Below are 25,580 nucleotides of genomic sequence, written 5' to 3'. Positions count from 1 at the left end.
CCAATAGTCCTTCCTTGACAGCGGTATACACCTCCCCATAATGCACATCAGACATTGCAGCGGGGAACTAATGGAGCACCCTTCACAACCGGACGAGCACGAGTTCGAGCTGGTCGCCGAGACAGGCGACGAACAGAGCACAGGCCGTTCAGCACGTTCTGCGCGAGCAGCTGGTGCAGGAAAGCGGGTCTCCTCCCCTTCGGGCTTGCTAGACGCGACAGCAAAGCTGTTGTCCACTGCAGCGACCCGACGCGCGAAAGGAGTCGTCAGCGCCCATATACCCTTGGAGCTGCCGTTTTGGAACGAGGAAAAGCGAGGTCTCCCCAACCCGCTTGCCCGCGGAGCACTGTTCACTGCTGCCAAAGACAACAACCGCGAGTATTACAAGGGCACGAAGGTAACGACGCTCGCAAACATCGACATCATCTACAAAGGCGAAGAATTGCGCCAGGACGACATGAGTGTCCTCCTCACAATCTTCCACCTTGCACGGCAACGGCCACTATCCAAGGATGAGCCTGTCGAGTTCACGGCCTACAGTTTCCTGAAGGAGGTCGGCTGGACTATCAACGGACAGGAATATAAACACTTGCAGGAATGCTTCGACCGTTTGTCTGCGAACCAGGTGAAGGTCCTGGCTGACGGTGGTAAAGCAGGCTATGCGGGGTCTCTTGTGCGCTCCTTCGAATGGCGCGATTCCAACGGCAAGTCGCTCAGCAAGTGGAAGGTTTGGCTCGAACCGAAAATCGCCGGCCTGTTCACTCAGGATTCCTTCACGCTCATGGAGTGGGCCGATCGCAAGAAGATTGGTCAGCGCTCTCCCCTTGCGCTTTGGCTGCACACCTTTCTCTCGACACACCGCGAGCCTATTCCCCTGTCGGTCGAGAAGTATCGCGAGCTGAGCGGGGCAAAAGAGAAGTCCCTGCCTGGCTTTCGACTACGGCTCAAAGCGGCGCTCAATCGCCTCAAAGAAAGCGGACTTATTGAGAGCTTTGAGCTGAAGAACGACTTCGTCTATGTCACCAGGTCGCGTCCGAGATTGCCGAAGATCTGAGAAGCTTGTATGGTCGTCCCGAGAGATACGCTATTTGAAGCGAGGATGCTTGTCTCGGATCGCTTCGGCGGGTTCCTACTCCACACACTGTGTCTGACTCCACCGGCTCTCCACGGGTCACAATGTCGCGTCCTCTGGGACAGAATATTGACTGTGCCGACCACATCGGCGTTTAACTCCCCTTTTTGAGCCTAGGCACACTGCAAACTCTCACCTTGCTCGCCCTAATGGCCCGATTCGGGCGCCTAGCTCGCGTGCAGCGCGCGCAATAAGAAAGCCGCATCGCTACGGCCTGCCACCTCAGACCGGCTTTACGGGGAAAACACGCCCCACGATGTCTTCGACGTCGGGAACGTCCAGGAACTCGCGGCCTTCCAGACGCGCCTCGACGATCTTGGTCTTGTGCTGCTCTGCCTCGTGCTGGGCGTACTGGTAGGCGAGCACGCCCGCCTGAATCACGGTGCGAGGCAGCGAGTCACGCCCCATCGGTTGCAAGCGCGTGCCGCCCGCATTGGTACAGTCCAAATCCACGTCCCCGACCAGGACGCGGTTGGCGTCCGGCTGTGGCTTGAGCATGGTGCGCACGCGCAGCCCGTTGGCGAGGATAAAGTCGATGGTCTGCAGGGGCTGCAGGGTAGTGTCGGGATAGACGTTGTTGGCCATGTGTAGGCCTCCTTGAAAAGCCGTCGATCCTACCCGATCAATGACCATGACGCGAATTGCCGTTGACGTAAGTAAACTCGGGCGCTGAACGATCGGCATTGCACTTTGCCTTCGTGCCGGTTACCGCCGCAGTTTCCTGCTGTGCCCACGACGCTCGCAGCCCCCGCTTCTTCCAGTCCGAAATGGCGCTTGAGGGCTGCCGGCGCTGCTTCCGATTGATATCCCCACTCCTTCCGGTCGGCGTTTGCCATGAGATCCGCCCAGCGAGCTGCCCCCCTAGCGGCCGTTTTCCCGGTGGTGGCAGGGATATTTTGGATGCGAATGCAGGAGGCTTTGAGATCGCGTTTAGCTAGTAGCTATCAGCTATCCTTTCTTGGCATATAACGAGCTTCCAAAGCTTCAACAGCCCGCTCCAAGAGCGCGCCCGCTGGAATATCCAGCGAATCGGCCAGCGCATAGAAACGCGCGATGGTGTCGGCGGTCGCTTTGATATTCAGCTGCTGGTTTCGCCCCGTCGTATAACGACGCTGCTTCCGCACAGGTCGACTTTCTGCCGCGGCCTCTGCTGACTCCAAGCGCCGTGAATCGCGGCTTACAAAGCCGTTCGCTTTTGCCAGTTGTTCAATCTCGGCCCGCGCGGGCCTGGGCTTCTCTTCGCTTGGTTTGACGTCGAAGTCCTCAAGGGCGTCAAGTGGATTGGCTCGGGTCATTCTGCAACCTCCTTACGCGTTTCGCTCTTGGATGCGCGCAGTAATTCGACCATCTCCCCAGCGAACGCTGCAGCGTTTTCAATGGCTTTGTCGACGTTTGAAACTTCCGAGCGGCTGAGACCAGAGAGCGTTTGACGGTACGAGAACATCGCCTTGTATGCGGCTCGCTCATTCAGCTCGGTCTTAAAGACCGGGATGTTTGCCTCGGCGAACGTGCGCCGGATATGGGCTGTATCTCGACTCTGGATCGCTACCGACGTGCGCGTGAAGAGGACCGCGTACGGTAGGTTGTAATCGGGCTTGTGTTTCTGGATACCGCGTTCATGCGCGCGAATCAGGCGAAATGCTCTGCCCGCCTGCTCAGCATCCAACTGGGAGCCCTGGGTCGGTACAACGACAAAGTCTGCCTCGCTGATTGCATGGGCAACGATTGTTGCTGCAGTTCCCTCTAGGTCTACGATCACAAACGCGGACTTCTTTGCGGCTTCGTCGATCTTCTCGGCAATGTCCTCTTCGGTGACGTCCGAGACGATCGTCATTGCTTCTGGTGCGGCGCCGTCTTTCGCCCAGGTCTTGACCGGATGGTTTGGATCGGCATCGATGACCGTGACACTCTTTCCGCGCTCGGCAATTTGAGTAGCGAGCACCAGTGACGAGGTCGTTTTACCTGCACCCCCCTTAGGGCTCACAAAGACAATTGTTGGCATCGCGTTGCTCCTCCGGCGTTGACTGGATAGCTGGTAGCTACCGGCTAGGCTGAGTTAGCTGGTGGCTATCAAGTAGCGGATAGTATATCTGGTCGCTACGTGGCTATCCAGTATCTTTGTGGTAGCTGGTAGCTATCCAGCATTACGATCTGGTACCAGTACGCTATGTGGCAGCTATCAATCAGATAGCAAACAGCTATCTAAAACTAGTAGTACTCCATTGAATTTAAAGGGATTACCTGAGATAGACAGTATAAGTGGACTAGCCAAGAGATATCGGATAGCTAGCCAAAAGATACCTTTCAACTGGAGGTCGCTGGGTTCAGAAGTGTGGGGAATTTGCATCAAATTTAGGGGGGGTACCAGATAGCTATCAGATATCGATGCTAAGAGATGCAGCGCTTAGTTGACCGCCTAGCGGACGGAGATCGAACAAATGCGGCACACATCAATGTGTTACCAGAAAGCTATCTGGCTGCTATCCGATACTAGAAGGCTATCGGATATCGGAGGGATATCCTGATGGTTCCGATGGTCCGTTTTGGTCGGTGCCAGACACTCGCAGCACCAGATAGCTGGTAGCTATCTGGTACCTCTGTATCCCTAGGCCGAGCTGTCAAGATTGCCATTCGGCCTGGTAGCTATTAGGTAGCAGAAAGGCTGTCAGATGGCCCCGGCGGCGCCAAACGGTCGCATTCGACCAGCTCATCGGCGCGAGGATTCAAGTTGTTTTATTGGCTATCCGATAGCTATCAGCTAACTTCCTCGTTGGGGCCGGACTGGATGGCTGCTATTCGTGCATTGGTGAGGGCAGGGGCGCCGTGAGGCTCTGGCCCCGAATCGGAGAGCAAACCGGCGATGACCTTGATGGCGCGCATTGCCCTTGTTCCCACCAATTGCAGAAACTTGACCCGCCGCGCCGCGCAGTGGATAACGTCAGCTTTCCGCCAATTGCGAGGAGAAATGTCTACCTTCAGTCCGTCCTGGATAGCGGCCGGTCGTCGGGTCTATTCGTGGCAGCACCCACTCACCAAGCATGTTATTGCCTTCGCTGTGTTTTCCGTTGCCGCATGGTTTCACAGGTACACGCTGCTTTGGTCTGACCGGCAGTTCCCGCCTTGGGCGATGGTGAAGTGTCTTCGCGCGCTTGAGCGGCTGGTTCACCCCGACTTGCCGGCTTGGATTGAACATGCAGCCACAGGCCTGTGGATCGGGTGGGCTTGCTTTATTTTGCTAGCGGCGGCGGCATGTTCTGCGGCAGCATGGGAGGCGGGGAGAGGGTGGGGCTGGTCAAAGCGACCGTGGCTGGCGTGGCGCACGTGGTGGGTCCGCGCTGCTGCCGGACTAGGCTGCGCGTGGATCGCCTATCAGGCGACGCTGCTGAGCCCATATTCGCATTTCGAATATTGGATGGTGTGGCCGGTCACAGCATTCACCTTTTTGTTGGGCGTCTATTCGCCAGAGGGTTTCTCCTATGCGATTCGCCGACCAGACATCGCAGTCATTGCTCTTGGCTTGCCAGTCTGGCTCAAGTTCTGTTTCGCGTGGGAAGTGAAACAATGGTGGACATGCAAGTCGACCATTCCCGAGTCAGCGCTCCAGTTAGCAATCTCCGGGACGGGATTTCTCGCCACGGCATTCTATCTCCGCAGTGCGCTGTCACCTCTCGTCCTTCGAGGTGAGGAACATGCTTCGGTGTACTTGCCCCAGCAGCAAGCAACAGCACGGCGGCGTCGGCGCCGCCGCCGAATCCTGATTGAAAAGTGCTTGCGTCGCGTCGGGAAAAATTAGCGCGGCGTCGGCCACCCGCAAGTCGGTCAGGCGATAATCAGGTTACCATTCGCCGCCAAACGATATACCTCCTGTGGGCCGCGACAACGCAGGTGGTGCAGGGGTTCCAGGAGCAGGGCTCATGGATCCGTCGTCGATCTCCGTGGCGATTCGGCTCAAGGCTCGCGTGGGAAGGCTCCGCACGTCCGGTGACTGGGCTTGGCTTACTGGCAGCTGTGTTGTCGAGCAAAGGCGCCCCTTCCCATAGGGGAGCGGCGCCCAGTTATGACTATTCCAGTCGGCTAGCCGGTAGCTATCGGATACCAAGCAGTACGCCGCGTTGTCTCGCTGTGCAGTTATATACTGAAAATCTCTTTGCTCGGTTGGGGCGCAGCCACGACGCTGCGGGAGCTGGCAGCGGCCATTTCCACTGACAACCAGCATAGTTAAGCTGGCAGAACGTCGGTCCGGCATGCTGATTGGCCAAGAGTTTGGGACTTCTCAGGCATTCTTGAACTCGGCCCAGACCTTCTGCATCGCTGCCATCCGGCGGGCCTCTTCGGTAGTGACGTAGCGCGTGGTGGTATCAAGCGAGGCGTGGCCAGCGTTCTGCTGCACTACCTCCAACGGCGCTCCGGCTGCCAGCGCGTGCGAAATGTGTGTATGCCGCAGCCAGTGAGTACTGGCCGCGGCCAGGCGCTCAGATCCACGCTCATCCGTGTCGCGTAGCGCCGCCGCGCACAACGCGAAGAAATTTTTCATCTGTTCCGCTAGTGTGTTCACGCTCAGGCTGGCAGCAGGATTCACGGTTTTGCGCCGTGCCCATGCCGCGCGTTCGGGCGCATCGACCGCTTGCCCAAGCAGCGCGACACCGCGGGGCAGCCGGCCCTTTGCAGGGTCAGCTTCGAAGCCGCGGCTGGCCAGGTAGGCGCCCAACTGGTTGACCACGGCTGGCGACACCGGCACGCGGCGCAGCTTTGTGCCCTTGCCAAGCACTTCCAGCCACCAGCCCTCAATGCGTTCGGCGGTCCCAGGGCGTGGCAGGCTCACCCATTCCAGATGGTCGGTTGTCGCTGCCACGGCTTCCGACAGGCGCAGGCCCGTGGCATACAGTAGGGGCAGGGCGAACTGTAGCCGGGAGTTCGCGGAGGTCGGCGGCAGGGCGGCGAGTTGGGCCAGCACGAATTCCCACTGCGTCTGCGTGAGGCTTCGGCCCACGTCCAACTTGGGAGTCGCGCTGCGCGGGGCATGCACGCCATGCCACGGGTTGCCCATCAGGTAGTTCTGGTCGACCAGGAACCGGTAGAGGTTGTTGAGCACCCCGAGCGCATAGGCTTGGGCCCGGTGCGACAGCGGCCCTTCAAACGGGCGCCAGATGGGGCTCCAGCGTTCGCGCGAGCGCGGCGCGCACCAGTCGGCGGGTGGTGCGCCGAGGAAGTCCCGGTAGGCTACGCAATCCTCCTGCGACATCGAGGACAGCGGCTTTCCGCGCACCAGGATGGCCCACAGCAGGAAGCGTTCGGCCTCCTTGCGGTAGGCGCGCTGGGTGTGCGACAGCGTCTGCAGCCAATCCCGCGGGCCCGGCGCGGTGCTGACATCGCGACGCCGTTCGCGTAGCCGGGCGACCTGCTCGAGCGGCAGGCCCGGCTTGGCCCGCAGCCAGGCCAGCACGGCCTCATAGTCGTTGTGGGCGGAGAGCAGGCATTGCGCTTGCGGGCGGCGATAGATACCGTTGCGGCCGTCCAGCTCGGCCGGCACCACCAGCTTGTCCAGTGGCACCAGCGCCGTGGCGGGCGGTACCACGCGGGCCAGCTCGTGCGCGTAGCGCTGCCGGCGCGGCACGGCCACATGTTGGCCGACGCGGCGCGTCAGGGTCTCTGCATGGGCGGCGAGAAAGCGCTCGACCGCACGGGCCTTACCGGCCCCGATGCCCGTCAGAGCGCGAGTCCAGCCGCTGCCCAGCCCATTGATGCGGTCGACCAGGTCGCCGACGGTGGCCACGCCAGCCGCTTCCAACCGGTCAGCCATTGTGTCGGCTAGCCAGGCGCGGCAGCCGTCATCCACCAGCACTGGGCGCGCGTACAGGCTTTCCAGCCAGTCGATGGCGGCCAACTGCCGCGCCATTAGCGCGGTGCGCTTCTTCTCGCGCACCAGTGCGGCGCCGAACTTTTCCTCATAGGCTGCCAGCTGTTCGCGCTCGCTAAACCCGTCCAGGCCGGCTGCCGCGGCGAATTCCTCCAACGAGGGCAGGCCCAGCCCCGGGCGACCGATCTGGCGGAAATCCACCTTGACCAGTCGGGCAGTACCGGGACGCTCGGCGCGCACGGCGGCGGCGGCCAGCTCGGCGCGCAGCCAGGCCGTGACCCGGCGCACCTTGGGGTGAGCGGCAAACGCGGAGGCGTCATCGCCAGCGGCGGCGAGCGCATCGGCCTCGGCCTCGATTTCCCCTTCTTCGGCCAGGTAGCGCTCCCACATCGGCCGGGCGTTCAGCCCTTGCACGATGGCGCGCAGAAAGCCGAAGTGGCCGCGGTGGAGGTGCCGGCGGGTGACGGAGCGGCGCCGCCGGCGAACCGGCGATGCGTTGGCCGCCGGCGCGTCGGCTGGGGCGCTGTCACTGTGATCGGTCGAGGCCATAGCGGTTCTTCGATGAGGCTGGCGGTCCAAGTGCTGGGCACCGCCAAGGCCAGTCCTGACGCGGGTTGCGCCGATGGATCACATTCTATCGCCAAGTGTAGGATTGTAGGTAAGCTATGCGTACCTTATTTTGTTACTCCATGATAAGAAAGATTATCAACGGATGGCAAAAGAGCACTTTGATGCCGGGAGTGGCGGCGGCGCCATGCTAGAATCCGCCAAACCGGTTTTGGAGCTCGCGGTGTCCCTGATCCATGACATACAGGCGGAGGCCATCGATGCGACGTCGAGCGTGACGGCGCTGCTTCGCAAGTGCAAGCTGCTGGCTGCGCGGCTCGACCATGCCGAACTGGCCCAGTGGGTGGGATACGAATTGGGCGGATATCCCAACGGCGCTGCGTTGCCGCCGTACCGCCTCGCGACGCCAATGTCCTACGGGAACTTTGCCGGTGCTTTCAGCGCTCGGGCGGAGAACATCCAGATTCCGGTAGAGGTCTTGCCGGAGCACTTGCAAGAGCACTATCGAACGGCCCGCCTTGATCAGCCTGTCAGTACCTATGAAAACCTGGTCCGTGCAGGCACCCCCGGGCGACTCCACATCCCATGGCCGATTCCTATGGCAATAAGACATGCATCGAAGATCACTCGCGACATGCAGTGCATCGAGGCGTGGCAGGACCTGCCGACCGGCGTGATCGACAGATTGTTGGATGCCGTGAAAAATGCGGTGCTCGGCTACGCGATCGAGATCGAAAAGCTCAGCCCGGACGCCGGGGATCTGCCCATGGGCTCGAAGCCCGTCAGCGAGGACAAATTGACCCAGATCTTTAACACCCAAATTGCCGGCAACGTCGGCAACGTAGCCAACGGCGGTAGCGGCGTTTCCCAACGAGCGACGGTGAACGTGGGGGCAGGGGACTGGGATACGCTGCGTCGTTACCTCCAATCGCTTGGACTGCAGGACGCGGACCTGGCCGGTTTGCAGGCTGATCTCGACACGGCGCGCGCCGCTGGCACGGGTATGGACGGCAAGCCGTCGAGCTGGGTTGGCAAGCTGATCGGGAAGGCGGCTTCCGGGGTCGCGGGCGTCGGCGTGGAAGTCGCTGCCGGCGGGATTGCCAAAGCCATTGCCGCCTACCTGGGTCTGTCGTGACAGGACCCAAAATGAAAAGGGCGCTCCGCAGGGCGCCCCCAAAGCAGGAAGTCGGGGGTCCGCCCACCCTTACAGGCAGCTGCCAACACTGATCCCGACTTTTCACTGCCAACTATAAAGATCTTTGCACGTCAAGTCAATGGACCACCTGTCCGACGAAGAAATAGCGGCAGTAGCCGTTCTCCTGTCAAGTGAGCGATTGAGCACCTTTGAACGGCTCGCCGGCTCTAACCGCGGCGCCATTGCCCTGCACCAGGAAATGCTGCGCCTGGGCGCCTCCCTGATGACGGTGACGGCCGTGGTCGAGATCGCCCTGCGCAACGCGGTTTGTGACCGGCTGACCGAACACTTTGGCACCGCCGACTGGCTGCGGAGGCCTCCGAGCCATTTTCGTTGGGATGACGAGCTTAAGGGAAAAATTGGCCTTGCAGAAAGTAGCGCGCGCAAGGCGGCCTATGCAAAGCTGACACAGGAACAGAAGCGGCAACTCGACCCGGTGGCGTTTCGAAAACACGGCGGCACGCCCCCTGCAGGCTTGTCGCATGAGAAGGTGTCCAAGGCCCGGCAGGCCGCGATAACGGTGCCGATGGGCCAAGTGGTGGCGCAGCTGACCATGTACTTCTGGAAGCGACTGTTCTCGGCGGACTACGAACACGCATTGTGGAAGCCCGCGCTAAAGCGCGTCTTTCCTGACAAGTCTTTGACCCGGGCGGCGGTCGCCACGCAACTGGAGGCGATCTACCAGTCCCGTAACCGAATCGCCCACCATGAGCCGGTGTATGGTCGTCGGCTGGTGCAGACTGAGGCGGCGATTGACTTCGTCGCGCGCCACCTGGGCAACCGCGGGCATGACGGGGCGACACCCCTGGAGAAGCTGCTCGAACTGGAACTGAATGAGCTGAAAGTTCGGGCCGACGCGATGCGACAGCGTTTGGCCGCCTTGCAGGCGGGGGAGCCAGATTGACTGATAGGGAAGAGCTGATGTTGATGCCACCAGACCTCGCCGGAGAGGAATGGAACTCTACTGCACGCCAGCACCGCAAGGAGCCAGCGTGACCACAAATCCTCCGAAGGGCAATGACGCTCGCAATCATCACTATGTGCCGCAGTGCTACCTGAAGGGCTTCGCACGCAACCGCAGCAAGAATGCGCAATTGTTCGTGGTCGATACAAAGACGAAGCGGGCCTTCGTTACGACCCCTCGTAACCTGGCGGCTCAGCGCGATTTCAATCGCGTCGAGATCCCGGGCCACGACCCAAATATCGTGGAAGCTGGCTATGCCGACTTAGAAGCCCAGCTTGCCCCCGCCCTCGTGCGCATTGATCAGCACGGGGACTTCTATAGCGAAGAAGACAAGGCCCTGGTCCTGGAACTCATCGCGCTGCTGGCGACGCGCAATCCAGGATTTCGGGAAGCCAGGCGCCAGGCCTTGGAGAAAATTTACAAGATCGTGGGGGGCATGGTGGTTTCCACCCAGGAGCGCTACGAGAGCCAGTTCGGCCAAGCACGTGCGGCTGGCTACCTCAAGGGAGAGCCGCTTCCCTACGAGGAAATGCGTGAATTCATAGAAAGCGAGCGCTATACGGTCGAGGTTCCCTCCACCAGTCCCACCAGTCATGTGGCTACCGAGTTGAAGTTGCTGGCTCACATGCGCGACCTGATTCACCGCCGCGGCTGGACTCTCTTGAGAGCACCATCCCACTGCGGGGGCTTTGTGACATCCGATCATCCAGTCGTTCTCGAATGGGATGACCCCGAGAGAATGAACAGCAAGATCTATTCACCGGGGTTCGGATTGCGAAGCACCACGATTTTTTTCCCCGTAACGAAGCACTTTGCGCTTCATGGGCATTTTGATCAGCAAGACGGTCGCACCATTCAGATCAACGAGCAGGGAGTCGCCGCGATCAACTTCAAGGTGTTCTTGCATGCCCATCGTCAGATCTATGCCGAGAGCGAGCGTTTTGGCTTCATTGGCGTCAACGGCGAGATTCAGCGTGGCAGCGCTTTGCTGGATTTGATCGCGGGCAGATAGCGGGGCATGCCAAGATAAACGTCGGCTATCATAAGCCTTGCGGTCATAACCAACAACATTTCGGTTAGTTATAAGCGCCTGCGGTTGAGATCTGTCACGGCAATGAGTAGTCGCACCTTCCGCGTGAAATCCGGCGATGGTCACCCGCAGAGCCGTTGCAGCACGACTTCACGACAGCGCCGCCTCTTCTCCGCACCCTCAGATGACCAGGCTTGGTTCCCCGCGCGTATCGGCACATTGTGGTTCCCGCACCCTGGTAACCCTTTGATACAGCATCGCGCCGAGGCCCGATGCTATGCTGCCGCCAGAGGCATCACGATACCTAATGCTCAGCATGCAGTCGAAACGCACACAGACCTACTGGCTGGCTCTGGCCGCCGCGCTTTGGGCCAGCCCTGCCTTTTCCGATGATTCTTACTATCGCGCCGGCGGTAAGGAATACAAGGAGAGATTCCACAGTGGCCGCTGCCAGGTCGAGCGCGAAGGCAAACACAACGGAGATTTCAAGGAAGAACGCAAATGCAAGGGTGGGCCGCGTGGCTATGGACAGAAAGAGAAGGTTCGGGACGGTCCTTGCCTAATCGAGCGAGAATGGAAGAGCGATGGGGAGTACGTGAAAAAGGTCGAATGCAAGTAGCCTTGCCATAGGCTGGCGTATTCGGCTGGTCGAAGAGTTCACGCGAATCAGCGTGCATTCCAAGACACCAAGCCAAGCGGGTGCTTGATGCCGACGGTAGTGATCTTGAAATCGATTGGGAGGTTGTGGACCTGCAGCTCCGAGGTTCAAGACCTTATCGCGCACCAATTCCTCCATCGACGTTCGGATGGCGCGCGACATTATTAATAGTTTGCCACCGTCCTCGGCTAGACTATCGACGGGCTTGGCGATTTCTCTTGCGCAATCGCCGGCGTGCCAGCCTCGAAGCTGCGCTCGCTGGCCAGCCAGGCCATGAGCCTGGACGCGGCCAATCTACGGGAGATCCTGCCTGAGAAGCGCTACACGCTGATCGTCGCCTTGCTCAACCATATGCGCGTGCGCACCCGCGACGATCTCGCGGAGATGTTCATCCGTCGCACCGAGGAAGGGCTGCCTTCCTCGGCGGCGAACAAAAGCTTCGCGCCTGACATGGGCTCACACCTTCGCCGCATGTTGCGATCGCAAATTATAGCTGGATGAGCATCCGGAACGAGCCTGGCAACTCATTGGTCGCATCCTCGATCAGCTCCGGCACCTGCCTGGCAATGTTCCCAATGCCCTGGGGAACAACCAACCCAAACTCAGCCAGCAGTCCGCGGATCTGATTGGCCTGCGAGGTACGCGCTTTCACGAAACCCTGACGCGCACGGTGCAGTGCCAGCACCGCCTGCTGCTCAACATTCTTGATCGGCACGAATCTCATGTTCGGTCGTGCTACCGCTTCGCAGATCGCCTCAGCATCGGCCGCATCGTTCTTGTTGGTCTTGACGTACGGTTTGACAAATTGCGGCGCCATCAGCCGCACCGTGTGCCCAAAGCTTTGCAGCTTACGGGTCCAGTGGTGCGCGCTGCCACACGCCTCCATCCCAATCACACTCGGCGGCAGAGTCGCAAAGAACTCGGCCACCTGGGCACGCTTGAGCTGCTTCCTCAACGTCGCTTTGCCAAGCTCATTCACACCGTGGATCTGGTCGGGTAGCAGCGACGCATTACTGCGCCGCCGCCCCCTCAGAACCGGACGTGCAGGTCGCCCCGCATCCGGCTCAAGCCATTCCTTCAGCGCCATTGGGTGGCACCGGGCAACCCGACAGAGCGTTTCGCGGATCGACGGCGGGCAAGGTAGAGGTCCCATGCCGGATCAAATGGATTGGCCAGTCCCCGGATTTTGACGTGGCGCTGAATCGCGACCGTCGTTGCGCGGAAGAGTTGTAGGCCGCAGGTGTCATCCTCGGTCGAACTCCTCGTTGCAAAATCCCAGGACCGGTGTCCGTCTCGCCGGAAGTACCGTTGCCTGACCCACCGGGCTCCTTTCGTGGGGTGCCTACGTCTTGCCCACTTCCAGAGCAGGTGCCAGATGTGCGAGTCGATCGTCGAGAAGGCCGCTTTTGCCACGACGTGGCGATGATACATAGCCCAACCCCGAATGATTGGGTTCAGCCTACGGATCAACGCCTCTTGGGTGACACTCGCGTTGCCCTTGATGACTTCCCTGGCCTTGTCGAGCAGCGATTTGATACTTTTCTTCGCTGGCTTGATCAGCAGTTTGCCGCCGTACTTGCGCACGTTTTGGCCAAGGAAATCGAAACCCTCCGCTATGTTGGTGATCCTGGTCTTCTCTTCGGAGAGTTCCAGACCTCGGGCGGCCATAAACTGCCTGACCGCGGGAAGCACCCGGGATTCCAGCACATCTTTCGACACGCCAGTCACCACAAAGTCATCGGCATAACGGACGACGTTGAGCTGAGCCTTGCTGCGAGCAAGTTTGGATGTTCCCACACTTGCATGGACTGCCGCTTCAAGCCCATCCAGCGCCATATTCGCGATTACGGGCGAGATAACACCCCCTTGGGGTGTAACCCGCCCGCGACTCGAACAGAGTTCCCTCATCGATATCTCCGGCCTGAAGCCACTTTCGCAGAACCCCCTTATCCATCGGTACGTTCTCCAGGAACCAGGAATGACTGAAGTTGTCGAAACAGCCTCGAATGTCACCCTCCAGAACCCATTCTGGCGAGGCACGCTTAGCCAGAACGTTGAAGCACTGCTCGATGGCATCGGCGGTCGAGCGTCCGGACCGAAAGCCGTAGGAATTGGCATCCGCTAGAGTCTTCGCGACGGGTTCCAGAGCGAGCTTCCATAAAGCCTGCATCGCCCGGCACCGCATACAAGGAATTCCTAACGGACGCTTCTTGCCGTTACCCTTGGGAATGTAAACCCGCCGCAGCGGCATCGCCCGATAGCCGCGATGACGTAGCGACACCATTCCGTTCCATCTGGCCGCCGGGGACGACCATATCCTGCCATCCATCCCCGGCGTCCTCTTACCGCGATTTTCCGTCACACGCTTCACGGCCAACATCTTGCCGCTATGCGAGCGGGTCAGCAGACGTTGCAGGGCTTTCACCTTGCCCCATCGGCCTTCCCGGACCACCTTGGCGATACGCACCTGAAGCCGTTTCACCTCTGCCTCAATGTGCGGCCAGTTCGCCTGATCCCACATCTGTGCAGCGTGCGAGGACGCACCAGCTCCCGACACTTTCGCATCGTACGCCGTCATCTGCTTTCCCTCGTATAACGGTTGGTCAAAGTTCTCTCGCCATGAATGACCCTGCGGAAGTCTGCCCACTTTCGTGTCGGGCAATGTTGCAGCCCGTATCCCGGCCATTACAGCCGGGCGTTCGCTTTCTCCGCATTCCTTTACCCACCGTGCCAACAGCGTTCCTTACGGTTCGCCTGCCGTCACCGGCAGCATGATGGGCTTACCCTGTTCCGCATGAATCTCCGAGCGGGGCGGACCCTTCCTCTTCGCCGGCGGCTGGTTGTCCATTGGCCCAGTATTCAAAGACCACTCCTCACCGCATACCGTTTTGGTTCAAGCCTGTCAGCACGTTTGGCTTGTCAAAGATCACGACGTTTATCAGAAGTTCACATATGTTGGTCGTACCCACTCATCCCTTGCTCCTCTCCGCCTTCGTGCTGGCAGATTCCGCTTCGCCTCGCGGCTGGGCGTACCGGTTATCCGGCGGCTACGTTGTCCCCAGAGCTTCACACCGAGCTGTTACCGGCTCCGCATGTCTGGGTAGGGAACGGTTGATGGAACAACCGGTTTCGTCAGGCCATACGTTCTCCTGTGAAACAGAAATTCAGGCGACTTGCAGGTCGCACAAACACATTCTTCGCCAAGTCGATGCCGATCGTCGTGACCTTCATGAGGGATGCTCCTGTTTGAGAGGTTGCCAGGCTCACCAGTTTGGCACTCATGTACCTTCACGGGGAGGGGGCGTCCATCCCATTAACGCCCGGTGCGTCATACACCTTACGCATCACTTGGCCGGCCTATTGCCGTTATTGCAGAGGACAGTAGCGCGGGCGCGATTCGAATTGGCGATACGATCCAGGAAGTCCTGTGTGTTGGCATGCTGTCGGACGGTGATCTCGCCTCGCGCCAATAACTGATCGTTGATGCATTCCAGTTCGGCGATTGCCCATTGCTCCGCAAGCACGACTAGGTCAAACAGCGTCGGCGCTCGCATGACGGTTGGCAGAGCGGCCTCGGTACCGCATCGTCTTGGATTGGACCAAAGATGCATGCCTGCACGCAGCGTGATGCCATGCCAACTGAACGATTTCATCTTCGACTCATGGGAATGTGGTCTCGTTACCACTGCCTGTTGGGCATACGGCTGCGGGATGGCAGCTCCGCGTGCCAAGGTAGCCAGGCGTGGCTAGGGCCTTCCGCGCATACTGAAGACCCCCGGATTCGATTGCTAAGTTGTAATGCGTGCGCAACATCACGGTTAACTCGTGCGTTCTATATTTGATAGTGCCTGATCGACGCTGGCGGGGTAAGCGGCGCGTCCATCTTGCCATAGCTGGTGCCTCTCTCCCCGGGGTCCAGCATGCTTAAGTCCCCGCAGCACCTAGGCTGCGGGGACTTCGTTTTTTCCGATGCACAGATTTCGACGAAAAAGCCCGAAATCGGCATCCGGCGTACCAACCCCGGATGCCGTTGTGCCGCTTGTGCTCCTCAGATCAATTGGGGCGCCAGAGGCCAGGGTCACCTGGGTGTCTTGCCTTGGTCTAACCAGCGATCGAACTTGCCGATATCGCGTTGTGCATCCTTGATGATCTGTTTCGCCAAGGCTTTCATTTCTTTCGAGTCGCCTTTTGCCAGTTCAGTCTTGGCCATGTCGATCGCCATCTGGTGGTGCATCTTCATCATCGTGGCAAAATCCTTGTCAACGTTGCCTGACGATTGCATCGCCAACATTTTGTCCATGCCTGGCGCCATCGAGCCGTGAATCTCTTGTGCGGCGGAGCCGCCTGGCACGGCGCTTTGACCGTGTTCACCGGAAGCATGTTGCGCAAGGCCGGATGAGATGCCCGTCAGCAAAAGGCAAGCCGCCACAACAAGCCGGCGATTCGCATGCAGTTTGGGTTGTAGGATCAGCATGACGGATGCTCCGCAAGAAAGAAGACATTGGCTGTGCACCGCTCCTTTTCAGGCGCACATACATCTTCAGTCATCCCCGCGATGTTGGCCGCGAGGGCTACCGTGTACCGGCTGCAGCGACGGCTGGTAGTCTGGAATGTTAAAGTCACGCTCCAGCATTTCACGTCAATGCCCATGCCTTCGGCATGCCACGTCTCGTTGCACATCCGGATGAGCGCATCATGCCGCCGATCTGCGCCGGTGATGCGGACATTGAGCGGCTCCAGCGAAGTGAAGTGGTGCCTGCTAAAGACTTCGAGAAAGGCGTGCTCAAAGCCCTTGCCCAGTTGAACTCATTCGAGGATCTCGATGGCGGTCTGCTGCTCCGGCCGGACTCGGGGCTGATAGGGAACGCCGTACCAATCGCGTAGCATCGCGAGTAGTCGCAGGATCTCTTCCCGCTGGGCACGATTCTCCTGACGAGCATTTGACTTGATCTTGTTCTAAAGTTGGCCGCTACGGCGCGGGTCGGTACCAGGTAGCCAACTCGGTCATGCGCAAGGCGGAGTAGTGATGGTCGATCAGGAGCACCATCAGCGCAACTTCGAAGTTGGCTGTGATGGCGCGACCAAGGACGGCAGACCAAGTGGGCAGGGCCGACCCGTCGCCATACAGATGCGCCACGTGGGGAGATACTGGGCGCGGCGGCGTGATCGCGGGTGCCAGCCCCTCCCTCTGCGACGCGTCGTTGGGCCGTGTGCGGTTCATGGCAGCCTCTCCTCATCGATCTCTCGTTGGTATGCGGACCATTGTAGAAGGCACATCGCTTCAATCAAGAAGTAGTCAGGTTTGACTTTGCTCACATGGCGAAACATACAAGGACACGTAGTAGAACATGCGCGCGCGTGGCGGATGGCAACGGCGCAATATGAAAGTGGCAGTGTGGCAAATCGCGATTTCTCTTAATTTTTCGCTCGCATTGATTACACGATAATGACGCGTGCGTAAGGTTCCCCTTGGCACGCGCCATGCGTGCATAAGCCGACTGACGACGACGTTGAGTTGGCACTTTAAATGCCGTGCTGGTGGAAGTGTCACCAAACTGCGCATGGCCAACTGAGGGAGGCTACGGATGGGCATGACATCACTGAGGGCGGCGACTTCTACATTGCCGCACCGGGCGGCGCTGACCGGCCGGATTCAGGTTGAGGTCATCGTGGTCGGCGCGGGCATTGTCGGCCTGACTACCGCGCTGATTTTGGCCCAGCAAGGGCGTTCGGTGGCTGTCATTGATGCGCATCGCATTGGGCGCGGCGCTACGGGCGGTTCGACAGGCAATCTCTATGCAACGGTCGCTGACGGTCTTGCGGCCCTTGTCAAGAAATGGGATGCCCAGACAGCGCGAGCAGTGGTGGCTTCACGCACTGAAGCCATCGCCTGGATCGAGCAGCAAACCACTGTCAGGCATTCAGACTGCGCGTTTCGGCGCTGCCCGATGTTCCAATACGCGATTAGTGAGCAAGCAGAAGGGCGACTTCAGGACGAGTTGGACGCGGCGAGATTGGCGGGCATGGCCGTTGACTGGACTGACCACGTGCCAAAGCCGCTACCTGTACCTTGCGGGCGGGTTCTGGTGTTGCCCGGGCAAGCCCAATTCCATCCACTGCGCTACATGCATGCCCTGGCCGCGCACGCCGAGCAATGTGGAGTGCAGGTCTACGAGCACAGTCCGGCCATGGAGCTGGATGCGGGGTCAGGGGTCGTGCGGACCCCCGCTGGCAGGCTGGTCGGCCGCCACATCGTGCTGGCGACGCATACTCCCATTGGGTTTCATTTTATCCAGGCGGGTATGCAAGTTCGCCGCGAGTATGGCCTCGCCTTTCGGCTTGGGGGAGATGCTCTAGCGCCAGGCATATTCTGGGCGTTGGGCATGCCGCGTTTATCCGTGCGTTCATTCGAAACCGACGGCCAGCGGTATTTGCTTTGCATTGGTGAACATCACGAAACGGGTCGTCATGATGCCGCCGCGGCTCTGGCGCGATTGATCGCCGAAGCGCAGACCGCCTTGCAGTTAGGCGAGCCGGCCTGGCGGTGGTCGGCGCAACACTATCACTCGCCCGACGAATTGCCCTATATCGGTCAGGACAGTGCTGGCTTCTATGTCGCCACGGGCTTCTCTACCGACGGCCTTGTGTACGGCACGCTGGCCGGTCGACTGATTGCTGACCAAATCAATGGTGAGAATCGTTGGAGCGAATTGTATCGCGTGCGTCGGTTTCATCCTGAGCGGGCAGGGTCCAACATGTTCAAGGCGAACGCCGGCGTTGCCAAGGAGTTCTTCTACGACTATGTGACGCACCGCAGCGCCAAGCCGGCGCAGGCGCAGGCGCTGGCGCCGGGGCAAGGGGCGATCGTGCGGCTGGGGCACGAACGGGTGGCGGCCTATCGCGACGCAGCCGGCGCGCTTCACGTGGTATCGGCAGTATGCACCCACATGAAGTGCATGGTGCACTGGAATGCCGTCGAACGCAGTTGGGATTGTCCATGTCATGGCAGCCGGTACTCCCCCGATGGCCAAGTGCTAGAAGGCCCGGCGCTGTCCCCGCTGCGCAATCAACTGGTCCTCCTTCAAAACCACGAAGTCGGGGAGTGCCATCCAACCGAGACGGCGTCAAATGACACGCGCGGGCGTCCCGCTATGTCAGCACGCCAGTCCGATGACGAAGGTGCGCGGCGTAACGCTTCCGACGCGGCCAGCGACGGAGACTCGCAATGAGAACCTTCACAATTTCGATCATTGCGCTGCTGCTCCTTGCCGCCGCAGCTGTATTCGGGATCGCGTACTGGGGCGCCTATAATGTGGCCGCCGACGAACCGCACTGGCCGATTACAGAGAAAGTCCTGGCGATGGTGCGTTCGCGCGCCATTGGCCAGCAAGCCGACAAACTGGAGCCGCCGAATCTGAATGATGCCCAGCGCGTTCTCAAAGGCGCCGGCCAATATGCATCCATGTGCGTGGCTTGCCACCGCGCACCGGGCTTGCCCGACAGCCAGTTGACGCGTGGACTGTATCCCGCGCCGCCGCGCCTGGACCAGGGCCGGGCCGATCCGAAGCATGCCTTTGTTGTGATCAAACACGGCTTGAAGATGACCGGCATGCCAGCGTGGGGCAGCGATCACGACGACGAGGCAATCTGGGATCTCGTCGCTTTTCTGGATAAGCTGCCCGCCCTGACGCCAACCGAGTACCGCGACATGGTCGATCGGTCACCTGGCGACAACAATGAACAGTTCGGTGCTGAGATTGGTGGGCACCGTGCGGCTGGCCCGCGCCAACCCGCAGCGCAGGCATCGGGCCAATCAGGAGCGGAAAAAGGAGGTGGCAGCACAGGCGGTAGCCATGATGCCGCGCAACATTGATCATCATCCCGAACGAGAGCATGCTCCCAAGGCAAGTTGCACACAGCGGTACCAAGTACGGCCCACATCTTGGCGCGGTTTGGCGACCTCCCCCTCATTCCGTCAAGCTCATGCCGCGTCGATGACGAGCTTGCCATTAGGCATTGGGCGCGTCGGTTCGACCAAGCGCCGTTGCCCGGGAGATCGCGACGGCGATGATGGCAACGCAAGGTATCGCTCAACCGATCGCAATCCGTGCCGACGACGTCAGGAAGGGAGCGCCATGAATAGGTCGACCATTTGGAGAACCATCTTGACCGTACGCGCTACCATCGGCGTGATCGCCCTCTTGGATGCGGTCGGCATGCGGTTGATGCACCAGCGCATGATGGGCGGACTGAGTTGTTGCTAATCTGGGCGGCAGCGTAGTGCGCCGAGCAAGGGCGTGACCGCCCCGTTGATGCCGCGGCAGGCACGAACCGGTGCTGCATCGCATTCCGCTGCGAACGAACCGTTGTCGCCGCTATTTGCGACGTCTCGTCGATTTTCTGTTGCGCTTACGCGACGCCGCGCCGCGCGGATTGCGCATTCTCGAGGCAGGGCCATGTCGGCGTCTGACATACCAGGCAAACAGGCCGAGCATAACTAGGATGGCGGCCAGTCCGAATAAGACGACAACAAGGACATCGTGTGGCAGATCAAAAGGGGGGCGGCGCACGGTCTGATTCGATTCGGAATTGGCCAGTCAGGATCGTTGCGCAAATGCGCCCATCGGCCGGCTAGACGTTGCTAGCATCTACAGGACGCGCACGGCCACTGGCAGCGCAACCGTGCGCGCATAGCGCGAATTATTTGCGCTGCATGTCCACGACCATGGGCGCGCCATCCACCTTGTCGAAGGTCACCGACACGGCTTCGCCTTCCTTGAACTGGCTAAGCGAGGCGCGATCCTTGACCGGAAACGCCATGGTCATGCCGGGCATGCCCAGGTTCTCGATGGGGCCGTGCTTGAGCGTAACCTTGCCGGCTTGCGCATCGATCTTCTTGATCTCTGCGGGCACCCGTCGAGGCGCCTGTGGTGAGGCGGCCGGGGCCTTCATGTCCATGCCGTCCATTGAACCCGCGGCGAATGCGACCGGCCCAGTAAGGATGGCCACGACGGCCGCGAGGGTTTTGAGGTATTTCATTGCGATTCCTCCTGAGGTGAGAGGTGGTGGGGGGAAAGGGAAGTCTGCTTGAGCTGGCGGCGGCGTAACAGCAGGTACACCGCCGGCACCACAAACATGGACAGCAGCGGCGCCGTCACCATGCCACCAACCATCGGGGCAGCGATGCGCTGCATTACTTCTGAGCCGGTGCCGTGCGACCACATGATCGGAAGCAGGCCGGCCAGAATCACCGCCACGGTCATCGCCTTCGGGCGCACACGCAGCACGGCGCCTTCCTGGATCGCATCGAGCAGGGCCGCGAGATTGCTTTGACCATCCTCAAGCCGTTCCTGCCAAGCGTGTTTCAGATAGAGCAGCATGATGACGCCAAATTCCGCAGCGACCCCGGCGAGTGCGATGAAGCCGACAATCCCGGCTACCGACAGGTTATAGCCCAGCAGATAGAGTAGCCAGAAGCCGCCGATCAAGGCGAGCGGTAGCGTCCCCATGATGAGCAGCGCCTCATCCAGCCGGCCGAACACCAGATAAAGCAAGACGAAGATGATCAACAGGGTGAACGGCACCACCACCTTCAGCTTGGCGGTAGCGCGCTCGAGATACTCGAACTGCCCTGACCAGCTCAGGGAGTATCCGCCTGGCATCGGGACGGCTTTGGCCACCGCCGCCTGCATGTCCTGCACGGCCGAGCGCAGGTCCCTGCCGCGAATGTCGACGTAGATCCATCCGGAGAGCCGCGCATTTTCACTGCGCAGCATCGGCGGCCCTTGCACGACCTGGATGCGCGCAACGTCGGCCAGGGTGATCTGCAGCCCCTTGTCGGTCACGATCGGCAGACTGCGCAGTTGCTCGATGGAGTCCCGATAGTCGCGCGGATACCGGACATTGATTGGATAGCGCGCGAGCCCGTCGACCACTTCACCGACGTTTTCGCCGCCGATGGCCGAGGAGACGATGGCCTGAACGTCTTCAATGTTCAGGCCATACCGGCCGGCAACCGCCCGGTCGATATCCACGTCGATGTACCGGCCGCCAGTGAGCCGTTCGGCCAGCGCGGAGGTGACTCCGGGGACCGTCTTGACGGCCTCCTCGATGCGAGTAGCCAAGCGATCGATTTCCTTCAGATCCGTACCGGCGACCTTGATCCCCACTGGGCTTTTTATGCCGGTGGCGAGCATGTCGATGCGGTTGCGGATCGGCGGCACCCAGATGTTAGACAGCCCTGGCACCCTGACGACTCGATCGAGTTCCTCCACCAGCTTGTCGGTGGTCATGCCGGCACGCCATTGGTCCTTGGGCTTGAACTGGATCGTGGTCTCGAACATCTCGATTGGCGCTGGATCAGTAGCGGTATCGGCGCGGCCCGCCTTGCCATACACCGTCGCGACCTCCGGCACGGTCTTGATGAGCCGATCGGTCTGTTGCAGGAGCTGGGAGGCCTTGCCTGCGGAGAGACCTGGCAACGCCGAGGGCATGTAGAGCAGATCGCCTTCATCCAGGGGGGGCATGAATTCGCCGCCGATGCGCATAATGGGCCACGCGGTGGCGACAAGCAGCACGGCGGCAATCGCCAGGGTGGTCTTCGGATAGGTGAGCACCTTGCCAAGCAGCGGCTGGTAGCCGCGAATCAGCCAGCGATTGAGCGGATTGGCCTGTTCCGACGGAATCTTGCCGCGGATCATGTAGCCCATCAGCACCGGTACTAAGGTGACGGACAATCCCGCAGCGGCCGCCATGGAATAGGTCTTGGTAAAGGCCAACGGCGAAAAGAGGCGGCCCTCTTGCGCCTCCAGTGTGAACACCGGAATGAACGACAGCGTGATGATCAACAGCGAGAAGAACAGGGCAGGCCCGACCTCGGCGGCCGATTCGCCAATGACGCGCCAGCGCTCCTGTGCGCTGAGTTCGCGCTGTGGGTTGTCGGCATGCCAATGCTCAAGATGCTTGTGCGCGTTCTCGATCATCACCACCGCGGCATCAACCATGGCGCCGATGGCGATGGCAATGCCGCCCAGCGACATGATGTTGGCATTCACGCCCTGGTAGCGCATCACCAGGAAGGCGGCCAGCACGCCCAGCGGCAGCGAGACGATGGCCACCAGCGCCGAGCGCAGGTGAAACAGAAACACCAGGCAGACCAGCGCCACGACCGCAAATTCCTCGATCAGCTTGGTGGTGAGGTTGTCCACCGCCCGCTCGATCAGCGCCGAGCGGTCATACGTCGTGACGATCTCGACGCCCTTGGGCAGGCTCTTCTGTAAGGTGGCGAGCTTGGCCTTGACCGCTTCGATGGTTTCCAGGGCATTTTTGCCCGAGCGCAGCACGATGACGCCACCGGCCACTTCGCCCTGGCCATTCAGTTCGGCAATACCGCGCCGCATCTCGGGGCCGAGCTGCACGGTGGCAATGTCGCCCAGCCGTACCGGGATGCCCGCGTCGCTGGTGACCAGCGGAATCTGGCGAAAGTCGTCCAGCGTTTTCAGATAACCGGTCGCCCGGACCATGTATTCCGCTTCGCCCAATTCCAGCACCGAGCCGCCGGTTTCCTGGTTGGCGCCCTTGAGCGCTGCCAGAACCTTGGCTTGGGACAGGTTATAGGCGCGCAGCCGATCCGGCATCAGCACGATCTGGTACTGCTTGACCATGCCGCCGAGCGAGGCCACTTCGGCGACGTTAGGCAGGGACTTGAGCTCGAAGCGCAGGAACCAGTCCTGCAGTCCCCGTAGCTGGCTGAGGTCATGCTGGCCGGTCTTGTCGACCAAGGCATACTCGTAGATCCAGCCGACGCCGGTTGCATCGGGCCCGAGCGCGGGCTTGGCTGCCGCGGGCAACCGCGACTGCACTTGGTTCAGGTACTCGAGCACGCGTGAGCGCGCCCAGTACAGGTCTGTCCCGTCTTCGAACAGCACATAGACATAGGAGTCACCGAAGAACGAGTAGCCGCGCACGGTCTTCGCCCCGGGCACCGACAGCATGGTCGTGGTGAGCGGATAGGTCACCTGGTTTTCTACGATTTGCGGCGCCTGGCCAGGGAACGGCGTGCGGATGATCACTTGCACATCGGACAGGTCGGGCAGGGCGTCGAGCGGTGTACTTTGTACCGCCCAAAGTCCCCACGCGGTCACCATGACGGTGGCGAGCAGTACCAGGAAGCGATTGCGGATGGAGGCGAGAATGAGTCGGGCGATCATGGCTTGGCTCCCGCAGTGGTGTCCGCCGTCTCGACCGCCGACAGGGTCGCCACGCCGTCCTTATCCAGTCGGAAGCGGAACCTGACCTGATCCCCGGACTTGAATCCCTTGGGCATGCCGGCCGGCGGCGCGCCAAACTCCATCGTCATGGCGCCCCACTGCGCCGAGGGAATGGCGCCATGGGAGATCGTCATGCTCTGCTCGGTCACGGCCTCGATTCGCCCAACGCCTTGATGTTCCGGCCCGGGCGCCGCAGCGGCGCCAGGCGCCGACGCGCCGGCTGCAGAGGCGGCTGTGGGGGCGGTCATGCGCTGAGTAGTGCCGCGCAGGCTCGCCTCCGAGTCGATCAGGAACTGTCCTGATACGACCACCTTCTGACCCGCTTTGAGCCCTTCAATGACTTCGGTTTGACCGCCTGCCGCCGCGCCGGTCTTGACCTCCACGGGGCTGAAGCCGCCTTGGCCGGATGCGACCATGGCGATGGTGCGCGTGCCGGTGCGAATCAGCGCCTCGGTTGGCACGAGCACACGATCTGGCCCTGGGGCGGCGTCAAAGCGCACCGAGACAAACATGCCGGGCAATAGCTGACGGGCCTTGTTCTGCAATTCGATGCGCACCTTGACCGTGCGGGTGCCGGCGCTGATATCTGGCAAGATGGCGTCGACCTTGCCCGACAGCGGGTGGCCGGGCAAGGCTGCCGCGGTGGCCGACACTGTCTGGCCGGGCCGCAACGGGGCGGCCTGGCTCTCAGGCACCTCGGCGATGACCCAAACGGTTGCTAGGCTCGCAATGCGAAACAGAGTCGTTCCCGGCGAAACCGTCATGCCATCGCGCGCCCCGATTTCGGTGACGATGCCGTCGACCGAACTGGTGATCGTCAGCCGCGGCTGCAGTTTGCCGGTGGACTGGACCAACCGGATATGGCTCTCGGTCATGCCCACCTGACGCATGCGCGCAATGGCGGCCTCACGCAGATCGCGCTGGAGGCTGCCGTCCATCCGGCTCACGGCCAGATATTCCTCCTGCGCGGCGACCCATTCCGGCGCATAGATTTGCGCCAACGCTTGACCTTTGCGGACCGGATCGAGGGTGGTCCGGGCATACGCGTGTTCCACGAATCCGCTGGTGCGCGCCTGGAGCACTTCGATGCCGCGTTCATTGATCGCGACATTGCCCGGGACCTGCAAAGCGGCCTCCAGCCGGCCGGTCTTGACCTCGGCCGTGCGAATGCCAAGGTTCTGTGTGACGCGGCTGTCAATCGTGACGGCCGCACCGCCGCTGGCTTCTTCGTATACCGGCGACAACGGCATGTCCATGTACGGTGACTTGCCCGGCTTGTCAAAGCGCTGTCCTGGCACCATCGGGTCATGCCAGTAGAGGATGCGCTTGCCAGTTTTCGGGTCGATATCGCCCGCCTTGAGCGCGGCACTGCTGGCGCCGCTCGTGTCCCTGCCAAAGCTCGCCGATGCGGGCGACTGCTGGCGCCCTTGCTGTTGACCGAGGTAATAGGCCGCTCCAACGCTTGCCACCACCATCAGGCCTGCCACCGTCTGTGCGATCGTGGTCTTGTTCATGGTTGAGCTCCTTGCAGTGACGTGGGCTGGGCTGCCGTGGGTAATGGCATCAGGAAAGCCAGATCCGCCCAGAGTCGGGCGGTAGCGGCTTCAAGCTTGAGGCGCTCGAGCGAAATATTGAGCGCCTTGCGACTGGCATCGGCGACGGCGGTCAGGGTGCCTGCGCCCGCGCGATAGGCGGTCAGGGCCGCTTCGGTCTGGGCCTTGGCCAGTGGCACGGTGGTGTTCCGATAGCGCTCGAGCCGCGACTGGCTGAGCGACAGCTCCGCCTGCTTGCCACGCAACTGTCCGATCAAGCCACGGCGTATGACCTCGGCTTGCGCGCGCGCGGCGTCGGCCTGCGCCAGCTTTGCGGCGAGTTCCCGGGGTCATGCCAAGATACAGCCAATCCGCT

General features: G+C 60.9%; 23 protein-coding genes and 2 pseudogenes. 10 read left to right on the top strand and 15 right to left on the bottom strand.

The window, feature by feature from the left end:
* Positions 1–70 precede the first annotated feature (70 nt).
* Positions 71–1,054, top strand: a complete 984-nt coding sequence (gene trfA / locus AC1Q6V_RS30240) for a plasmid replication initiator TrfA (protein ID WP_492344659.1) — start codon at positions 71–73, stop codon at positions 1,052–1,054.
* A gap of 300 nt (positions 1,055–1,354) precedes the next feature.
* Here trfA and AC1Q6V_RS30235 read toward each other — a convergent pair whose 3' ends face one another.
* From AC1Q6V_RS30235 to AC1Q6V_RS30225, 3 genes are all read right to left on the bottom strand, one after another.
* Positions 1,355–1,717: a hypothetical protein gene (locus tag AC1Q6V_RS30235; protein ID WP_492344658.1), complete on the bottom strand. Its 363-nt coding sequence runs from the start codon at positions 1,715–1,717 to the stop codon at positions 1,355–1,357.
* A gap of 359 nt (positions 1,718–2,076) precedes the next feature.
* A complete protein-coding gene (locus AC1Q6V_RS30230; protein ID WP_492344657.1) occupies positions 2,077–2,427 on the bottom strand; it encodes a hypothetical protein in 351 nt (116 codons plus the stop codon).
* The gene (locus tag AC1Q6V_RS30225) at positions 2,424–3,134 is read right to left on the bottom strand and encodes an AAA family ATPase (RefSeq protein WP_439673233.1); all 711 of its coding nucleotides are present in this window, start codon (positions 3,132–3,134) and stop codon (positions 2,424–2,426) included. Before AC1Q6V_RS30225 ends, AC1Q6V_RS30230 begins: the two co-directional genes overlap by 4 nt.
* A gap of 858 nt (positions 3,135–3,992) precedes the next feature.
* Here AC1Q6V_RS30225 and AC1Q6V_RS30220 point away from each other — a divergent pair.
* Complete coding sequence (locus AC1Q6V_RS30220) at positions 3,993–4,925, top strand: hypothetical protein (protein WP_492344656.1); 933 nt, start codon at positions 3,993–3,995, stop codon at positions 4,923–4,925.
* A 480-nt stretch (positions 4,926–5,405) separates the two neighbouring features.
* Here the strand turns inward: AC1Q6V_RS30220 and AC1Q6V_RS30215 are convergent, their stop codons facing one another.
* The gene (locus tag AC1Q6V_RS30215) at positions 5,406–7,538 is read right to left on the bottom strand and encodes a site-specific integrase (protein WP_492344655.1); all 2,133 of its coding nucleotides are present in this window, start codon (positions 7,536–7,538) and stop codon (positions 5,406–5,408) included.
* A gap of 163 nt (positions 7,539–7,701) precedes the next feature.
* On the opposite strand from AC1Q6V_RS30215, the gene AC1Q6V_RS30210 reads away from it, so the two are divergent.
* The 5 genes and pseudogenes from AC1Q6V_RS30210 to AC1Q6V_RS30190 all read left to right on the top strand — a co-directional run.
* Entirely contained in the window at positions 7,702–8,691 is a 990-nt protein-coding gene (locus tag AC1Q6V_RS30210; RefSeq protein ID WP_232348064.1) for an AbiTii domain-containing protein, read from the top strand.
* Positions 8,692–8,830: 139 nt separating this feature from the next.
* The gene (locus tag AC1Q6V_RS30205; RefSeq protein WP_115737219.1) at positions 8,831–9,655 is read left to right on the top strand and encodes a hypothetical protein; all 825 of its coding nucleotides are present in this window, start codon (positions 8,831–8,833) and stop codon (positions 9,653–9,655) included.
* Between the two features lie 49 nt (positions 9,656–9,704).
* On the top strand, positions 9,705–10,727 hold the full coding sequence (locus AC1Q6V_RS30200) for a DUF4238 domain-containing protein (RefSeq protein WP_115737218.1): 1,023 nt from the start codon (positions 9,705–9,707) through the stop codon (positions 10,725–10,727).
* A 325-nt stretch (positions 10,728–11,052) separates the two neighbouring features.
* The gene (locus AC1Q6V_RS30195; protein WP_232348065.1) at positions 11,053–11,364 is read left to right on the top strand and encodes a hypothetical protein; all 312 of its coding nucleotides are present in this window, start codon (positions 11,053–11,055) and stop codon (positions 11,362–11,364) included.
* Between the two features lie 234 nt (positions 11,365–11,598).
* Positions 11,599–11,802: pseudogene (locus AC1Q6V_RS30190) on the top strand (transposase); the annotation flags it as partial.
* Positions 11,803–11,899: 97 nt separating this feature from the next.
* Here the strand turns inward: AC1Q6V_RS30190 and AC1Q6V_RS30185 are convergent.
* From AC1Q6V_RS30185 to AC1Q6V_RS30160, 6 genes and pseudogenes are all read right to left on the bottom strand, one after another.
* A pseudogene (locus AC1Q6V_RS30185) lies at positions 11,900–12,436 on the bottom strand (IS110 family RNA-guided transposase); the annotation flags it as partial.
* 44 nt (positions 12,437–12,480) lie between these two features.
* Positions 12,481–13,311 (bottom strand): group II intron maturase-specific domain-containing protein, encoded by an 831-nt coding sequence (locus tag AC1Q6V_RS30180; RefSeq protein WP_478210278.1) that lies wholly within the window; start codon positions 13,309–13,311, stop codon positions 12,481–12,483.
* Entirely contained in the window at positions 13,220–13,981 is a 762-nt protein-coding gene (locus AC1Q6V_RS30175; RefSeq protein ID WP_492344654.1) for a reverse transcriptase N-terminal domain-containing protein, read from the bottom strand. The genes AC1Q6V_RS30180 and AC1Q6V_RS30175 overlap by 92 nt, the downstream gene beginning before the upstream one ends.
* A 554-nt stretch (positions 13,982–14,535) precedes the next feature.
* Entirely contained in the window at positions 14,536–14,685 is a 150-nt protein-coding gene (locus tag AC1Q6V_RS30170; protein ID WP_171517101.1) for a hypothetical protein, read from the bottom strand.
* 62 nt (positions 14,686–14,747) lie between these two features.
* On the bottom strand, positions 14,748–15,056 hold the full coding sequence (locus tag AC1Q6V_RS30165) for a hypothetical protein (protein WP_145987316.1): 309 nt from the start codon (positions 15,054–15,056) through the stop codon (positions 14,748–14,750).
* Between the two features lie 425 nt (positions 15,057–15,481).
* Entirely contained in the window at positions 15,482–15,877 is a 396-nt protein-coding gene (locus AC1Q6V_RS30160) for a DUF305 domain-containing protein (protein WP_115737216.1), read from the bottom strand.
* Positions 15,878–16,062: 185 nt separating this feature from the next.
* On the opposite strand from AC1Q6V_RS30160, the gene AC1Q6V_RS30155 reads away from it, so the two are divergent.
* The gene (locus tag AC1Q6V_RS30155) at positions 16,063–16,287 is read left to right on the top strand and encodes a hypothetical protein (RefSeq protein WP_232348066.1); all 225 of its coding nucleotides are present in this window, start codon (positions 16,063–16,065) and stop codon (positions 16,285–16,287) included.
* A gap of 85 nt (positions 16,288–16,372) precedes the next feature.
* On the opposite strand, the gene AC1Q6V_RS30150 is transcribed toward AC1Q6V_RS30155, so the two are convergent.
* Complete coding sequence (locus AC1Q6V_RS30150) at positions 16,373–16,624, bottom strand: hypothetical protein (protein WP_232348067.1); 252 nt, start codon at positions 16,622–16,624, stop codon at positions 16,373–16,375.
* 370 nt (positions 16,625–16,994) lie between these two features.
* Between AC1Q6V_RS30150 and AC1Q6V_RS30145 the strand changes: the two genes are divergently transcribed.
* Entirely contained in the window at positions 16,995–18,632 is a 1,638-nt protein-coding gene (locus AC1Q6V_RS30145; protein WP_439673229.1) for an FAD-dependent oxidoreductase, read from the top strand.
* Positions 18,629–19,276 (top strand): c-type cytochrome, encoded by a 648-nt coding sequence (locus tag AC1Q6V_RS30140; RefSeq protein WP_115737214.1) that lies wholly within the window; start codon positions 18,629–18,631, stop codon positions 19,274–19,276. Before AC1Q6V_RS30145 ends, AC1Q6V_RS30140 begins: the two co-directional genes overlap by 4 nt.
* Before the next feature lie 827 nt (positions 19,277–20,103).
* Here AC1Q6V_RS30140 and AC1Q6V_RS30135 read toward each other — a convergent pair.
* From AC1Q6V_RS30135 to AC1Q6V_RS30120, 4 genes are read right to left on the bottom strand one after another with little or no spacing between them, the layout of a single operon-like run.
* The gene (locus AC1Q6V_RS30135) at positions 20,104–20,442 is read right to left on the bottom strand and encodes a copper-binding protein (RefSeq protein WP_115737213.1); all 339 of its coding nucleotides are present in this window, start codon (positions 20,440–20,442) and stop codon (positions 20,104–20,106) included.
* Positions 20,439–23,612 (bottom strand): efflux RND transporter permease subunit, encoded by a 3,174-nt coding sequence (locus AC1Q6V_RS30130; protein WP_439673228.1) that lies wholly within the window; start codon positions 23,610–23,612, stop codon positions 20,439–20,441. The genes AC1Q6V_RS30135 and AC1Q6V_RS30130 overlap by 4 nt, the downstream gene beginning before the upstream one ends.
* Positions 23,609–25,186 (bottom strand): efflux RND transporter periplasmic adaptor subunit, encoded by a 1,578-nt coding sequence (locus AC1Q6V_RS30125; protein ID WP_439673227.1) that lies wholly within the window; start codon positions 25,184–25,186, stop codon positions 23,609–23,611. Before AC1Q6V_RS30125 ends, AC1Q6V_RS30130 begins: the two co-directional genes overlap by 4 nt.
* Entirely contained in the window at positions 25,183–25,482 is a 300-nt protein-coding gene (locus AC1Q6V_RS30120; protein WP_492344653.1) for a hypothetical protein, read from the bottom strand. Before AC1Q6V_RS30120 ends, AC1Q6V_RS30125 begins: the two co-directional genes overlap by 4 nt.
* Between the last annotated feature and the right edge of the window lie 98 nt (positions 25,483–25,580).

The organism is Cupriavidus sp. GW823-FHT07B10 (assembly GCF_058794355.1).
Note: the sequence above shows the minus strand (reverse complement) of the source record. Positions and strands in the feature narration are given on the sequence as shown.

Bases quoted from the DNA above. Each gene is read 5' to 3' on its own strand.
- AC1Q6V_RS30170 (WP_171517101.1), bottom strand. From the start codon at position 14,685: ATGAGTGCCAAACTGGTGAGCCTGGCAACCTCTCAAACAGGAGCATCC.
- AC1Q6V_RS30165 (WP_145987316.1), bottom strand. From the start codon at position 15,056: ATGAAATCGTTCAGTTGGCATGGCATCACGCTGCGTGCAGGCATGCAT.
- AC1Q6V_RS30180 (WP_478210278.1), bottom strand. From the start codon at position 13,311: ATGAGGGAACTCTGTTCGAGTCGCGGGCGGGTTACACCCCAAGGGGGT.
- AC1Q6V_RS30135 (WP_115737213.1), bottom strand. From the start codon at position 20,442: ATGAAATACCTCAAAACCCTCGCGGCCGTCGTGGCCATCCTTACTGGG.
- AC1Q6V_RS30225 (WP_439673233.1), bottom strand. From the start codon at position 3,134: ATGCCAACAATTGTCTTTGTGAGCCCTAAGGGGGGTGCAGGTAAAACG.
- AC1Q6V_RS30130 (WP_439673228.1), bottom strand. From the start codon at position 23,612: ATGATCGCCCGACTCATTCTCGCCTCCATCCGCAATCGCTTCCTGGTA.
- AC1Q6V_RS30215 (WP_492344655.1), bottom strand. From the start codon at position 7,538: ATGGCCTCGACCGATCACAGTGACAGCGCCCCAGCCGACGCGCCGGCG.
- trfA (WP_492344659.1), top strand. From the start codon at position 71: ATGGAGCACCCTTCACAACCGGACGAGCACGAGTTCGAGCTGGTCGCC.
- AC1Q6V_RS30220 (WP_492344656.1), top strand. From the start codon at position 3,993: ATGACCTTGATGGCGCGCATTGCCCTTGTTCCCACCAATTGCAGAAAC.
- AC1Q6V_RS30150 (WP_232348067.1), bottom strand. From the start codon at position 16,624: ATGAACCGCACACGGCCCAACGACGCGTCGCAGAGGGAGGGGCTGGCA.
- AC1Q6V_RS30145 (WP_439673229.1), top strand. From the start codon at position 16,995: ATGACATCACTGAGGGCGGCGACTTCTACATTGCCGCACCGGGCGGCG.
- AC1Q6V_RS30230 (WP_492344657.1), bottom strand. From the start codon at position 2,427: ATGACCCGAGCCAATCCACTTGACGCCCTTGAGGACTTCGACGTCAAA.
- AC1Q6V_RS30195 (WP_232348065.1), top strand. From the start codon at position 11,053: ATGCTCAGCATGCAGTCGAAACGCACACAGACCTACTGGCTGGCTCTG.
- AC1Q6V_RS30155 (WP_232348066.1), top strand. From the start codon at position 16,063: ATGCCACGTCTCGTTGCACATCCGGATGAGCGCATCATGCCGCCGATC.
- AC1Q6V_RS30205 (WP_115737219.1), top strand. From the start codon at position 8,831: ATGGACCACCTGTCCGACGAAGAAATAGCGGCAGTAGCCGTTCTCCTG.
- AC1Q6V_RS30160 (WP_115737216.1), bottom strand. From the start codon at position 15,877: ATGCTGATCCTACAACCCAAACTGCATGCGAATCGCCGGCTTGTTGTG.
- AC1Q6V_RS30175 (WP_492344654.1), bottom strand. From the start codon at position 13,981: ATGACGGCGTACGATGCGAAAGTGTCGGGAGCTGGTGCGTCCTCGCAC.
- AC1Q6V_RS30125 (WP_439673227.1), bottom strand. From the start codon at position 25,186: ATGAACAAGACCACGATCGCACAGACGGTGGCAGGCCTGATGGTGGTG.
- AC1Q6V_RS30200 (WP_115737218.1), top strand. From the start codon at position 9,705: ATGGAACTCTACTGCACGCCAGCACCGCAAGGAGCCAGCGTGACCACA.
- AC1Q6V_RS30140 (WP_115737214.1), top strand. From the start codon at position 18,629: ATGAGAACCTTCACAATTTCGATCATTGCGCTGCTGCTCCTTGCCGCC.
- AC1Q6V_RS30210 (WP_232348064.1), top strand. From the start codon at position 7,702: ATGGCAAAAGAGCACTTTGATGCCGGGAGTGGCGGCGGCGCCATGCTA.
- AC1Q6V_RS30235 (WP_492344658.1), bottom strand. From the start codon at position 1,717: ATGGCCAACAACGTCTATCCCGACACTACCCTGCAGCCCCTGCAGACC.